Origin of the sequence: Paenibacillus caui (genome assembly GCF_019904135.1) — a bacterium.
In the GTDB taxonomy this organism is placed as follows: Bacteria; Bacillota; Bacilli; order Paenibacillales; family Paenibacillaceae; genus Fontibacillus; species Fontibacillus caui.
Map to the genome: position 1 here is coordinate 34458 of NZ_JAIOGQ010000018.1, position 13081 is coordinate 47538.

The 13081-nt window shown below is 51.3% G+C and carries 11 protein-coding genes; all 11 read left to right on the plus strand.

Annotation, left to right across the window (positions count from 1 at the left end; translation table 11 throughout):
- Positions 1–23 precede the first annotated feature (23 nt).
- The 11 genes from clpP to K7397_RS12250 all read left to right on the plus strand — a co-directional run bounded on the left by clpP (position 24) and on the right by K7397_RS12250 (position 13078).
- Complete coding sequence (gene clpP / locus K7397_RS12200) at positions 24–614, plus strand: ATP-dependent Clp endopeptidase proteolytic subunit ClpP (RefSeq protein WP_223068236.1); 591 nt, start codon at positions 24–26, stop codon at positions 612–614.
- A gap of 12 nt (positions 615–626) precedes the next feature.
- A complete protein-coding gene (gene clpX, locus K7397_RS12205) occupies positions 627–1883 on the plus strand; it encodes an ATP-dependent protease ATP-binding subunit ClpX (RefSeq protein ID WP_223068237.1) in 1257 nt (418 codons plus the stop codon).
- 132 nt (positions 1884–2015) lie between these two features.
- The gene (ispG, locus tag K7397_RS12210; RefSeq protein ID WP_223068238.1) at positions 2016–3134 is read left to right on the plus strand and encodes a flavodoxin-dependent (E)-4-hydroxy-3-methylbut-2-enyl-diphosphate synthase; all 1119 of its coding nucleotides are present in this window, start codon (positions 2016–2018) and stop codon (positions 3132–3134) included.
- Positions 3135–3400: 266 nt separating this feature from the next.
- Positions 3401–5134 carry an ATP-dependent protease LonB gene (gene lonB, locus K7397_RS12215; protein WP_223068239.1) on the plus strand — a complete coding sequence of 578 codons (1734 nt, stop codon included), beginning with the start codon at positions 3401–3403 and terminating at the stop codon, positions 5132–5134.
- Between the two features lie 203 nt (positions 5135–5337).
- Positions 5338–7674, plus strand: coding sequence for an endopeptidase La (lon, locus tag K7397_RS12220; protein ID WP_223068240.1), 2337 nt, complete (start codon positions 5338–5340; stop codon positions 7672–7674).
- Positions 7675–7687: 13 nt separating this feature from the next.
- Positions 7688–8296, plus strand: a complete 609-nt coding sequence (gene yihA, locus K7397_RS12225) for a ribosome biogenesis GTP-binding protein YihA/YsxC (protein ID WP_223068241.1) — start codon at positions 7688–7690, stop codon at positions 8294–8296.
- A 223-nt stretch (positions 8297–8519) separates the two neighbouring features.
- Entirely contained in the window at positions 8520–9107 is a 588-nt protein-coding gene (locus K7397_RS12230; protein ID WP_223068242.1) for a non-ribosomal peptide synthetase module, read from the plus strand.
- Positions 9108–9485: 378 nt separating this feature from the next.
- Entirely contained in the window at positions 9486–9884 is a 399-nt protein-coding gene (gene speD, locus K7397_RS12235; RefSeq protein WP_223068243.1) for an adenosylmethionine decarboxylase, read from the plus strand.
- A gap of 311 nt (positions 9885–10195) precedes the next feature.
- Positions 10196–11587: a glutamyl-tRNA reductase gene (hemA, locus tag K7397_RS12240; protein WP_223068244.1), complete on the plus strand. Its 1392-nt coding sequence runs from the start codon at positions 10196–10198 to the stop codon at positions 11585–11587.
- Positions 11588–11601: 14 nt separating this feature from the next.
- Positions 11602–12429 (plus strand): cytochrome c biogenesis protein CcsA, encoded by an 828-nt coding sequence (gene ccsA, locus K7397_RS12245; RefSeq protein WP_223068245.1) that lies wholly within the window; start codon positions 11602–11604, stop codon positions 12427–12429.
- Positions 12430–12433: 4 nt separating this feature from the next.
- Positions 12434–13078, plus strand: coding sequence for a precorrin-2 dehydrogenase/sirohydrochlorin ferrochelatase family protein (locus K7397_RS12250; RefSeq protein WP_223068246.1), 645 nt, complete (start codon positions 12434–12436; stop codon positions 13076–13078).
- Positions 13079–13081: the final 3 nt, after the last annotated feature.

Genomic DNA, 13081 nt, shown 5'->3' on the forward strand with positions numbered 1-13081 from the left:
GATTTGAAGAAGGGGTCGGTGTCATGAGCTTAGTACCAATGGTTGTGGAACAGACGAGTCGCGGAGAGCGGTCATACGATATATACTCGAGACTGCTTAAGGACCGAATCATCTTTCTCAGTGGCGCAATCGATGATGAAGTGGCTAACCTTGTAATAGCGCAACTGCTGTTTCTGGATGCTGAAGAACCGGGGAAAGACATTCACCTTTACATCAACTCTCCCGGTGGTTCTATAACGGCGGGGATGGGTATTTATGATACAATGCAGTACATCAAATCTGATGTTTCTACAATTTGCGTCGGCATGGCTGCAAGCATGGGGTCACTGCTCCTTACGGCAGGCGCTCCGGGAAAGCGTTTCGGTCTTCCGCACAGTGAAGTGATGATTCACCAGCCTTTGGGCGGTGTTCAAGGTCAGGCGGCGGATATTAAAATCCATGCCGATTGGATTCTGAAGACGAAGGAAAAGGTTAATCAGATCTATGTAGAGCGGACAGGGCAGCCCCTTGAGAAGATACAGCGCGATACAGACCGCGACTATTTCCTGAGTGCTGATGAGGCCAAGGCTTATGGGATCATTGACAAAGTCATCGATAAGCCTAATATTTCATAAAGGGGTGTCGTAATGTTTAAATTCAACGAAGAAAAAGGCCAACTGAAATGTTCCTTTTGCGGTAAATCGCAGGATCAGGTTCGCAAGCTGGTTGCAGGACCAGGCGTTTATATATGTGACGAGTGCATCGAGCTTTGCACCGAAATTGTTGAAGAAGAACTGGGGCATGACGAAGAGCTTGATCTGAAGGAGATTCCAAAGCCGCGCGAAATCCGCGAAATTTTGGATCAATACGTAATCGGACAGGATGCTGCGAAAAAGTCTCTTTCCGTTGCGGTATATAACCATTACAAACGCGTAAATTCAGGCAGCAAGATTGAAGAAGTGGAGCTGCAGAAGAGTAATATTTTGCTGCTCGGACCTACCGGTTCGGGTAAAACCCTTTTGGCGCAAACGATGGCCAAAATTCTGAACGTTCCATTTGCCATTGCCGATGCGACATCCTTGACGGAAGCCGGCTATGTTGGCGAAGACGTCGAAAATATTTTGCTGAAGCTGATTCAGGCAGCCGATTATGACGTAGAGAAGGCCGAACGCGGCATCATCTACATCGATGAAATCGATAAAGTGGCCCGCAAATCGGAGAACCCTTCCATCACCCGCGACGTGTCGGGCGAAGGTGTGCAACAGGCTCTGCTCAAAATTCTGGAAGGCACGGTTGCCTCTGTTCCGCCGCAGGGCGGGCGCAAGCATCCGCATCAGGAGTTCATCCAGATCGATACCACCAATATTCTGTTTATTTGCGGCGGCGCCTTTGACGGAATCGAACAGATGATCAAACGCCGGGTCGGCAAAAAAGTAATCGGTTTTAATGCCGCTTCCGATGGTCAAAAAGAACTGAAGCCGGGTGAATACCTGCAGCTCGTTCTGCCTGAGGATCTGCTTAAATTCGGCCTTATTCCGGAGTTTGTAGGACGTCTCCCGGTCATTTCCGCTCTGGAGCCGCTTGATGAGAAGACGCTTGTCCGTATTCTGTCCGAACCGAAGAATGCGCTCGTGAAGCAGTATCAGAAACTCCTTGAGCTGGATAACGTCAAGCTCGAGTTTGAACCGAAGGCCCTTGAAGCGATTGCGCGCGAAGCGATCAAACGCAATACAGGCGCGCGCGGTCTTCGTGCCATTATTGAGGACATCATGCTCGACGTAATGTACGAAGTGCCTTCCCGTGACGACATAACCAGCTGCGTCATCACCGAAAAAGTTGTGGAAGAGAAGATGATTCCGGAACTGAAAACGGACAGCAGCAAGAAACAAGAAGAGAGCGCATAAAGCTGCAATGGTGCAGCCTGCAGAATGCGGTCAATTATAAATGCCGAATCTCCACCTCTACCGGAACCTGCGTTTAATGAGGAACACAGCCCCGGCAAGGGGTGGAGCTTTGGCATTATGGGAGAGAGACTGATGACATATCTCAGACAAGATACGCGGCCGGTCAAAGTTGGCAATCTAACGATTGGCGGCAGCAATGAAGTGATTATTCAGAGCATGTGTACAACAAAAACCGCAGATGTGAAGGCTACGGTTGCCGAAATTTTACGTCTTGAGGAAGCGGGCTGCCAGCTTGTCCGGGTAACCGTCAACAATGAAGAGGCTGCGGCGGCCATTAAAGAAATTAAAAAGCAGATTCACATTCCGCTGGTGGCGGACATTCATTTCAATTACAAGCTTGCACTGCTCGCCATCGAGAACGGCATCGATAAAGTGCGGATCAATCCGGGCAATATCGGACGCCGTGAGAAGGTAGAAGCGGTTGTCAATGCCTGCAAGGAACGCGGCATTCCGATCCGGATCGGGGTAAACGCCGGTTCCTTGGAGAGCCATCTGCTTGAAAAATACGGGTATCCGACGCCTGAGGCTATGGTGGAGAGCGCCTTGTTCCATATAGGTATTCTGGAAGAACTGGATTTCCACGATATTATCGTGTCCCTCAAAGCTTCCGACGTGCCGATGGCCATTGCGGCGTACAGCAAAGCGGCTGAAGTGATTCCTTATCCGCTGCATTTGGGAATTACGGAATCGGGAACCCTGTTCGCGGGGACGGTAAAAAGCTCGGCCGGCATCGGCGCGCTGCTCTCCATGGGCATCGGTTCGACCGTCCGGATATCACTCAGCGCGGACCCGGTAGAAGAAGTAAAGGTGGCGCGCGAGCTGCTCAAAACCTTCGGGCTGATCACCAACGCCGCTACACTGGTTTCCTGCCCGACCTGCGGCCGGCTTGATATCGATCTGTTCTCCATCGCCAATGAAGTGGAGGAATACATTTCGAAAATCAAGGTGCCGATTAAAGTATCCGTGCTAGGCTGCGCCGTTAACGGCCCGGGTGAAGCGCGCGAAGCAGACATTGGCATCGCAGGCGCCCGGGGAGAAGGCTTGTTGTTCCGTTACGGCGAGATGATCCGCAAAGTGCCGGAAGCCGAACTGCTGACTGAGCTCAAGAAAGAAATCGACAACATTGTCAAAGTGTATGAGGAGACGGGGGAAATTCCCGGCCGGAAGCACGGGCTAACCCATTCCTCATAACTCAACTCGGTTTTTCCAGCCTGCCCGCAATGCAATATAGGGCACGTACAAACGTATCTCATAGCACGACAAAGGACCGTCCGGCGAATTTTCCGGACGGTTTTCTTATGAGCGCTTTAGAAAAATTAAGGCAACCCGCGTTTAGCCGTTTTCGAAAAGGCTATACTACCAAGTATGAGCTCATTATGAAGTGAAGAGTCAGGGCAACTTGATCTTCCCATGATGACATAGCAGTACAGCAGGAGAAAACGGGAGGTTGATCTAGCATGAGTCTAAGCGTCATTGTCATGGTTGTAAACCTGTTTTTCGGGGTTATTATCGGCATGTATTTCTGGAATCTGCTCCGGAGCCAGAAAGGAAGCCGATCCGCAGTGGACCGTGAATCCCGGAAGGAAATGGAGAAGCTGCGGAAACTTCGCTCCATATCGCTGACCCAGCCGCTCGCAGAGCGCACTCGTCCCGCATCCATGAAAGATATCGTGGGTCAGAAGGATGGGCTGCGCGCGTTAAAAGCAGCGCTTTGCAGCGCGAACCCCCAGCACGTTATTATTTACGGGCCTCCGGGGGTCGGCAAAACGGCGGCGGCGCGGGTCGTCATGGAAGAAGCCAAAAAGAATCCCGCATCCCCTTTCCGGGCCGATGCCAAGTTTACGGAGATCGATGCCACGACCGCCAGATTTGATGAACGGGGAATTGCGGATCCGCTGATCGGGTCCGTGCATGATCCGATTTATCAAGGGGCAGGCGCCATGGGAGTGGCGGGAATTCCCCAGCCGAAGGCAGGCGCTGTCACTAAAGCGCACGGGGGAATCCTGTTTATTGACGAAATCGGCGAGCTGCATCCCGTGCAGATGAACAAGCTGCTCAAGGTGCTTGAGGACCGCAAGGTGTTCCTTGACAGCGCGTACTATAACTCGGAAGATACAGGCACGCCTGCTTATATTCATGATATTTTTCAAAATGGATTTCCGGCGGATTTCCGCCTTGTAGGGGCGACTACCCGCTCGCCGCAAGAGATCCCGCCGGCCCTCCGTTCGAGATGCATGGAAATTTTCTTCCGGCCGCTTCTGCCGGAGGAAATTGCGCAAATTGCGGAAGACGCCGTGAAAAGGCTCGGATTCCAGCCTTGTCCGGAAGCGGTCGAAGTCGTCAAGAAATACGCGACCAACGGACGGGAAGCCGTCAACATGATTCAGCTTTCCGCCGGGCTTGCTTTGACGGAGAAACGCAATACGCTGCTTGCCTCGGATTTGGAGTGGGTAGCCACGAGCAGTCAGCTCGTTCCCCGTCCGGACAAAAAGGTTGCCGATTATCCGCAAATCGGTGTAGTCAATGGCCTGGCCGTATACGGTCCCAACATGGGCACCCTTCTTGAAATCGAAGCGACGGCCGTTCCGGCACCGAACGGCCGTCAGGGCATCTGCAACATCACAGGCGTTGTCGATGAAGAAGAGATCGGCGGAGGCGGCAGCCGCACGTTGCGCCGTAAAAGCATGGCTAAGGGATCGGTTGAAAATGTGCTGACCGTGCTCAAAAATATCGGGATCGAGCCGGAGAAATACGATTTGCATATCAATTTTCCGGGCGGCACCCCGATTGACGGACCTTCAGCGGGCCTTGCGATTGCCGCGGCTGTTGTATCGGCCATCCGCAAGGTGCCTGTCGATCCCCGCATCGCGATGACCGGCGAGCTCGGCATTTACGGGAAGGTTAAGCCGATAGGCGGCGTCGTGGCGAAAGTGGAAGCCGCCTTCCAAAGCGGAGCCACCACAGTCCTGATTCCGAAGGAGAATTGGCAAACGCTGTTTGAAGGGCTGGAAGGTGTGCGGGTAATTCCGCTTGAGTCAATTAATGAAGCGTTTGGGCTCATCTTTGGTCCGGGATATGAAGACCAGACGGAGGGTACAGCTTCCAAAGGAGTGGCTGATCTTTTTATGCCGCCTCCTTCCCCGCCGGCTCCTTACCTGCATGCGAAATCCCCGCAATCAGGCAAAATGTAGAATGACAAAGCAGCCGAAATGGACACACTGTCCTTAGGCTGCTTTTTGTTGTGCCTGTAAGCAAGCGTTTCGTAATAAGCTGGTCAGTTTGCTTAGTTGGTGTTTTAAATAAACATTTGCTAAAATAGGAATGATATTGCCATGCAGGTCATATGAATGGCAGGCAGGCAATTGTACCCGAGAGCCAATGGAGGTGCGAAGCGATGGGACATCATAAATCCAAGGGCCGCCGGTTTCCGCTGCTGCCTTTGCGTGGCATTCTTGTCTACCCGAGCATGGTATTGCATCTGGATGTAGGCCGTGAGAAGTCAGTGAAGGCACTGGATAAAGCGATGGTTGAAGACAACCTGATTCTCCTGTGTTCTCAAGCTGAAGTGAACATTGAAGAGCCCACGCAAGAAGATATTTTCCGGATTGGAACAGTAGCGAAAGTAAGACAGATGCTCAAACTTCCGAACGGTACAATCCGTGTTCTGGTAGAAGGAATGGAACGGGCTGAAATCATGGAATACCTTGATAATGAGGATTTTTATGAGGTCATTGCCAAAGAACGTCCCGAAGAGGATACCTCCGATCCGGAGGTCGATGCTTTGATGCGTACTTTGCTCGCCCAGTTCGAACATTATATTAATTTATCCAAGAAGGTGACCCCCGAGACGCTTGCCGCCGTTTCGGATATCGAAGAGCCGGGGCGGCTCGCCGACGTCATCACAAGCCATTTGTCTCTAAAGATCAAGGAGAAGCAGGAAATTCTCGAAACGATAGATGTCCGGGCGCGGCTCGAGAAGCTGCTGGACATTTTAAATAACGAGCGCGAGGTGCTGGAGCTCGAACGCAAAATCAACCAGCGGGTCAAGAAGCAGATGGAAAAGACGCAAAAGGAATACTATTTGCGCGAACAGATGAAGGCAATCCAGAAGGAACTCGGCGACAAAGAGGGCCGGGCGGGCGAAGCCGAAGAGCTGCGCACGCAAATGGAGGACAAAAACCTGCCGGGGAAAGTCCGTGAGAAGGTTGCCAAGGAGATTGACCGTCTTGAGAAAATGCCGGCCAGCTCCGCGGAGGGAGGCATCATCCGCAACTATGTAGACTGGCTGCTCAGTTTGCCGTGGAGCGAGAAGACGGAGGATGATCTCGACCTGGACAAAGCGGAGGCCGTGCTTGACAAGGATCATTACGGTCTCGACAAGCCGAAAGAACGTGTGCTCGAATATTTGGCCGTCCAGAAGCTGGTCAAGAAGCTGAAAGGGCCCATCCTCTGTCTAGTAGGCCCGCCCGGAGTAGGCAAGACATCGCTTGCCCGTTCCATCGCACGTTCCCTTGGCCGGCAGTTTGTCCGGATTTCGCTGGGCGGCGTGCGTGATGAAGCGGAAATCCGCGGGCATCGCCGCACATACGTCGGCGCAATGCCGGGCCGGATCATTCAAGGGATGAAGACAGCGGGAACGATGAATCCTGTATTTTTGCTCGATGAGATCGACAAGATGGCTTCCGATTTCCGGGGGGATCCGTCCGCAGCGCTTTTGGAAGTGCTCGATCCGGAACAGAACAATACGTTCAGCGATCATTTCATCGAGCTTCCGTTCGACTTGTCGAACGTCATGTTTGTTACGACGGCCAACGCGGTTCACAATATTCCGAGACCGCTGCTTGACCGGATGGAGCTTCTGAACATCCCGGGTTACACGGAACTTGAAAAGCTTGAGATTGCCGAGCGGTATCTGCTGCCGAAGCAGCAGAAGGAACACGGACTTAGCCCCGAGCAGCTGCAGATTGGCAAAGATGCACTGATGACGACGATCCGTGAATATACCCGCGAATCCGGCGTCCGGAACCTGGAGCAGCAAATTGCGGCGCTGTGCCGCAAAGCGGCCAAATCCATCGTAGCGGATCCCGAACGGACGATCAGCATAGAGCCCGCAGATATTAAGGAATATCTCGGCATTCCGAGATTCCGCTACGGTGTTGCGGAGCTTGAAGATCAGATCGGTACGGTAACGGGTCTGGCCTGGACGGAGGTCGGCGGCGAGACGCTTGTCATCGAAGTGACCGTCGTACCGGGCTCCGGCAAGCTGACGCTGACCGGGAAACTGGGAGACGTCATGAAAGAGTCGGCGCAGGCGGCGTTCAGCTATACCCGTTCGAAGGTGAAGGAGCTTGGCATCCCGGAAGATTTTCATGAGAAGAACGATATCCATATTCACATTCCGGAGGGCGCCATTCCGAAAGACGGGCCATCGGCGGGTATTACGATCGCGACAGCTCTTATTTCCGCGCTGACAAACCGCTATGTCTCCAAAGATATCGCCATGACGGGCGAGATCACGCTGCGCGGCCGGGTGCTCCCGATCGGCGGATTGAAAGAAAAGTCGCTGGCCGCCCACCGTGCCGGATATAAGAAAATTCTGCTGCCCAAGGACAATGAACGGGATTTGAAGGATATCCCGGAGAGTGTCAAAAACGATGTTGTCTTTGTACCGGTTTCCCACATGGACCAGGTACTCGAGCACGCGCTTGTGCAGCATAGCGAAGTGCATTAGAAGGGGATTGAATATGAAAGTTACAAAGGCCGAATTTATCATTAGTGCGGTCCGGCCTGATCAGTATCCTGAAGACGCCTTGCCGGAAATTGCTCTGGCAGGGCGTTCTAATGTAGGCAAGTCCTCACTGATCAACCGGATGATTTCGCGGAAGAACCTCGCAAGGACGAGCTCCACGCCCGGCAAGACGCAGCATTTGAACTATTACCGGATTAACGATGATCTGTATTTCGTCGACGTTCCGGGATACGGTTATGCCAAGGTGTCCAAAAGCCTGCGCGCCGTTTGGGGCAAAATGATTGAAAGCTATTTGACCGAGAGAGAAACGCTTAGGCTGGTGCTTCAGGTGATTGACCTTAGGCATCCGCCGAGCAAGGACGACATTCTGATGTACGACTGGCTGAAGGCTAACGAGCTTCCGGTTTGCATCGTGGCTACCAAAGCGGACAAAATTCCGAAGAGCCGCTGGCAGAAGCACATCAAGGTCATTAAGGAAGACTTGATGCTGCGGGCCGGAGATGAGTTTGTGATGTTCTCGGCCGAGGAAGGCATCGGCAAGGATGAGCTGTGGGAAGTCATCAGCCGGAGCATTGGCGCGTTAGAAGCAGATAACGGGATTTGATTCATCGTTTATGCAGATTTGAAAAATCCGTCAAAGCGGCATGGGAACAAGAGAAGTTGGAACAGGAAACCGAGCAAGCTTACGAATCTTTGGCGCACAATCAGCCTCAATCCGTTTTTTTCTGAAATTCGGATGAAATTCATGATTTTCACACCAAGCAATTCCTTAAAAAAGTAGTGTATAATTATGCTAAAGGATTGTTAAAGGAATTGAGGAGATTTGTATGGCTAAGCGGATAGCCACAGAATATGTAAAAGCCACGATGCGTATGTCGGAAGCCCAAATGAGCGAGTTTGTTCGTAAAGTTTATGATCCCCACGTCTGTCAGCAGGTCAAAGTGCTTGAGGGCGGCGGCCAGGAGGTTGTATTGCTGGACCGTGACGGTGAGGAACTCCATGTGGCTTTTGACTGCAAAGACGGATTTTATGTTTGTGAATGTTCTTTCCGCCTGAAGAATCCGAGACTGACGAATGTGATGCGGCGAATGTTTGCCGAATTCAAAGGCTGCGGATTGGTATACCGTATTTACGAAGGTTTTGTGATGGAGTACAGCTATGAAGAGGGTCGTGTGATCAAAATTGCTGAGCAAAAGGCGGATGCCTGCAAGCTGGTATATCAATACAAGAATACGCTTGGTGAACTGCGAAGCCTCTTTGAGCTTAAGCTCATTGAGGCCGAGATCGACCAGATCCGCAAGGAAATCAATGCGCTGCTGGAACTGCGAATGGCTAACGTTAGCGGGGATACCGTAGATTGGGTAGATAAGGAGCTGCGGCGCAATTCGCAGAGGCTATTCGCTTTGGAAGCTTGATTCTGGATTGCCCTACGCTAACTAAGCGAAAGCGAATAAGCATAATAAACCGCCTCCTGCCGGAGGCGGTTTATTATTGAAACAGAAGCTTCCTTCAGAGGTTTTTCCAATTGTTCGGGGCAAGGGAATAAGGCACGAAAAAAGGGCAGACAGGCCGTACTAAACTTGGGCTCGGATAAAGATCGGGATTTCAAAAAAAGTATTGCATTTGTCATTAATAGATGTTATTTTTAATCTCGTTGAAAAGAATATAGGAACCAGGATTCACTCAGGACATGTAGATGTTGCGAGAGATTATTCCCTCGGGAAGTGAATGACGTAGGTCCTAGCGGATGAAATTTTTCAAACATTTTATTCCTAGGAAGGGGGAACCGGAAGATGGAATATTCAACTTTCGGAAGACACGTTGCTGTTGATACTTGGGGAGTCGACTTTGATGTATTGAACAATGCGGAGCTCCTGCAAAACCATCTTGTAGAAGCTGCTGAAGCATGCGGGGCAACTGTATTGTCCGTACAATCCAAGCAATTCGAGCCACAAGGGGCTACGGTCCTTGTAATGCTGTCAGAGAGTCATCTCTCGATTCATACGTATCCTGAGAGAGGATTTGCGGCAATTGATTGCTACACTTGCGGAGAAACGGTTGACCCGCAGTTGGCTATTGATTACCTGGTATCCATATTGAAACCGGAGAAAACCTATGCAAAGAAACTGATTCGCGGTTTGGGTGAAATGAAGGTGGAAACACCATCCGGCGTGCAAGTTGAACTTGTGTAAAGCCAATCATAGGTAATAAATTCAATTTTCCCGAAAAAAATAAACTGTGCATTTCCTGAAGTCTAGCTCGCCTAAGACGATTCGGAATGCGGCGCAAATAACTGTGGAAGTTAGTCTCCACGGTTATTTTTTTTCATTCATGGGTAACGATAGGTAATGTCCCTCTCGCAGGGGCGTTTTATTCTTCATAAACATTTCATATTAATGGCCGAAAGATGGGCTGGCAGTGTGATATAATTAACATTGTTTGAGAGTGAAAAAAATGATTTCTTGGTTTTTTAGTATTCCTAACAAGGCAGGTGAAACTTACAATGCACATTATTGCAGTTGGCTTGAACTACCGCACGGCGCCGGTAGAGGTAAGAGAGAAGTTTACTTTTGCAGAGCAAGATTTGCCGGGAGCGCTTGCGGAGTTGAAACAGATGAAAGGTGTATTGGAAGTTGTCGTTCTAGCAACCTGCAATCGTACCGAATTTTATGTAGCCATAGATCGGCTGCCGATGTGCAGCCATTTCATACACAGCTTCATGGAACAATGGTTTGATGTTCCGCGTACCGAATTCATGCAGCATTTATATACCTATGAGGAAGAGCAGGCGATTCAGCATCTGTTCCGGGTGGCCTGCGGACTGGATTCGATGGTGCTCGGCGAAACGCAAATTTTAGGCCAGGTTAAAGCTGCTTTTCTGCTTGCCCAAGAGAATAAAGCAACAGGCACGCTGTTTAATATGCTGTTTAAACAAGCGATTACGCTCAGCAAACGGGCTCATTCCGAAACATCCATCGGCGAAAGCGCGGTTTCCGTAAGCTATGCGGCGGTTGAACTGGGAAAGCGGATTTTTGGAAGTTTTGCAGGTAAAAGGGTGCTTATTGTCGGGGCCGGCAAAATGAGCGAGCTTACCGTAAAACATCTGTTTGCAAATGGCGCCGCCGAAGTAATTGTGGCCAATCGCACGCTTTCTCGTGCCCAGGAATTGGCGTCCAGATTCAGTGGAACTCCCTGCACAATTGAACAGGCTGGCGAAAGACTTGCGGACGTGGACATCGTGATCAGTTCTACGGGAGCCGAAGGCTATGTCCTGAAAGCCGCTGATGTCGCGGCCTGCATGAAGAAGCGGCCTTCGCATCCTCTTTTTATGATTGATATCGCTGTGCCGCGCGATCTTGATCCTTCCATCTCAGAATTGTCGAATGTTTTTCTATATGATATAGATGATCTGGAGGGGATTGTGGAGAGTAATCTGGAGATGCGGCGGAATGAGGCTGCCAAGATCGAATTGATGATTAAGCAGGAAATGGATGCTTTTGCATACTGGCTGCAGACGCTTGGCGTCAAGCCGGTGATCCGGGCACTCCAGGAAAAAGCTACGGACATTCATGAGGATACGCTGCAGAGCTTATTCAACAAGCTTCCCGAGCTGGACGAGCGCCAGCGGACGGTCATTCGCCGACTGACGCGAAGCATCGTGAACCAGATGATGCATGATCCGATCAACCGGATCAAGGAGATGGCTGCCGAGAAGAATGGTGCTGAGGCCCTTGACATGTTCAGCTACATTTTTGCGCTTGAGGAGCAGTTGGCGGCTGGGAACGAGGAGGCGCAGGCGGTAAAGGAGAATGCCGCGGACAACCGCGCTTCTCAAAGCCAAAAATCTCCACGATCTGAGAGCGTACCATTTTCTGTGGCGCAGATGTCCGTATGAGGCGGTGAACAGCCTTGGCGCAACTTGTAATTATTGATGATGCTGCTATTTATATTTATGCCCTGAGCCTTCTGTTTTATTTCTCGAATTGCTTTCGCCGCAATCCGGGAGCGAAGCGGATGGGCGCAGGGCTTCTTGCTTGTTCGATGGTTCTGATGTTATTCGCTTTCGGAAGCCGCCTTCAAACCGAAGGAGTGGCCGCCCTGTTGTCTGCCTACGATTATCTGCAGTGGGTCTCCTTTTGTCTGATGCTGTCGTCGGTGTTCATAACCTTCCTCCCGAGAACAGAACTGGCCGTGCTTCTCGTCAGTTTGGCCGGCTTTGTCATGCTGGTGGCCAACCGGCTCAGCTTTTCGGATGACCAGTATCCTCTGGTTCATGGCTATACGCTTCACAGTATGCTGACTCTGCACATTGTTCTGGCAGGGGTGAGCTTTGCCGCATTAACGTTGGCTGCCGTATTCGCATCGATGTATCTTTTTCTGCATCACCGCCTGAAGACGAAGAAGTGGAGCGACACCATCCGCCGGCTGCCCAGCCTTGAGGATTTGGACAGCTCCATGCCTGGTGCGGTCATGTGGGGAGTTTCACTGCTGTCAGTTTCCTTGTTAATCGCGGGGGTGGTCATGGCCAAAGAAGGAAGCTTGCAATCCTTCCTCGACCTGAAGGTGATTTCCACTTTTGTTTCTCTCCTGGTGTATTTGCTTTATTTTATAATCAGGAGCTACAAGCGTATATCCGGGGTCTCCATGGCAAAATGGGTGCTGCTGGGGTATGCTATTGTTATTGTGAATTTTCTGAGCAATTCCTTGTCGGCTTTTCACAGCTGGAACTGGAGGTAATGCTATGCCCCGTTATGTCCCGATCATGGTGGATTGTGAAGGCTTGCCCATCGTTGTTATCGGTGGGGGGCGGATCGCGGCCCGCAAGTCCAAACCTCTTATTGAGGCTGGCGCAGTGCTTACGATTATCAGCCCGAAGCTATGCGAGGAGCTTGAGCAGCGTCACGCCTCCGGCGCTTTTCGCTGGGTGAAGAGACCGTACAGGATTGGCGATATTGCGGAAGCAGGCGCCGGACTGGTCTATGCCTGCACGAACGAGAAAACCGCAAATTTGGAGGCGGCAGCCGAGGCGAAAAGTTTAAATATCCCTGTCAATGTAGCGACATCTGCGGAGCAGGGCAGCTTTATTAGTCCGAATGTGATCCGGCGCGGAGATCTCGTTATTTCGGTGTCCGCCTCCGGAGCAGGACCGGCTGCATCGCGCCGGATCGCCGAAGATCTGGAATCGGTTTTTGGTCCGGAATATGAACGTTATGTATCTTTTCTCAGAACGGTCAGAGAGCGGGTGAAAGCCGCCGTGGAGGATGCGGACAAGCGAAGACTTCTGCTTGGCAAACTGGCGGAGCTGGATATATTGGAACAGATCAGGGCGGGACGTTTTAGCCCGTGGACGGAAGAGCAAATCGATGAATGGATTGTGAAAGGATGAACA

Bases quoted from the DNA above. Each gene is read 5' to 3' on its own strand.
- lonB (WP_223068239.1), top strand. From the start codon at position 3,401: ATGAGTCTAAGCGTCATTGTCATGGTTGTAAACCTGTTTTTCGGGGTT.
- K7397_RS12230 (WP_223068242.1), top strand. From the start codon at position 8,520: ATGGCTAAGCGGATAGCCACAGAATATGTAAAAGCCACGATGCGTATG.
- clpP (WP_223068236.1), top strand. From the start codon at position 24: ATGAGCTTAGTACCAATGGTTGTGGAACAGACGAGTCGCGGAGAGCGG.
- lon (WP_223068240.1), top strand. From the start codon at position 5,338: ATGGGACATCATAAATCCAAGGGCCGCCGGTTTCCGCTGCTGCCTTTG.
- yihA (WP_223068241.1), top strand. From the start codon at position 7,688: ATGAAAGTTACAAAGGCCGAATTTATCATTAGTGCGGTCCGGCCTGAT.
- K7397_RS12250 (WP_223068246.1), top strand. From the start codon at position 12,434: ATGCCCCGTTATGTCCCGATCATGGTGGATTGTGAAGGCTTGCCCATC.
- ispG (WP_223068238.1), top strand. From the start codon at position 2,016: ATGACATATCTCAGACAAGATACGCGGCCGGTCAAAGTTGGCAATCTA.
- speD (WP_223068243.1), top strand. From the start codon at position 9,486: ATGGAATATTCAACTTTCGGAAGACACGTTGCTGTTGATACTTGGGGA.
- hemA (WP_223068244.1), top strand. From the start codon at position 10,196: ATGCACATTATTGCAGTTGGCTTGAACTACCGCACGGCGCCGGTAGAG.
- clpX (WP_223068237.1), top strand. From the start codon at position 627: ATGTTTAAATTCAACGAAGAAAAAGGCCAACTGAAATGTTCCTTTTGC.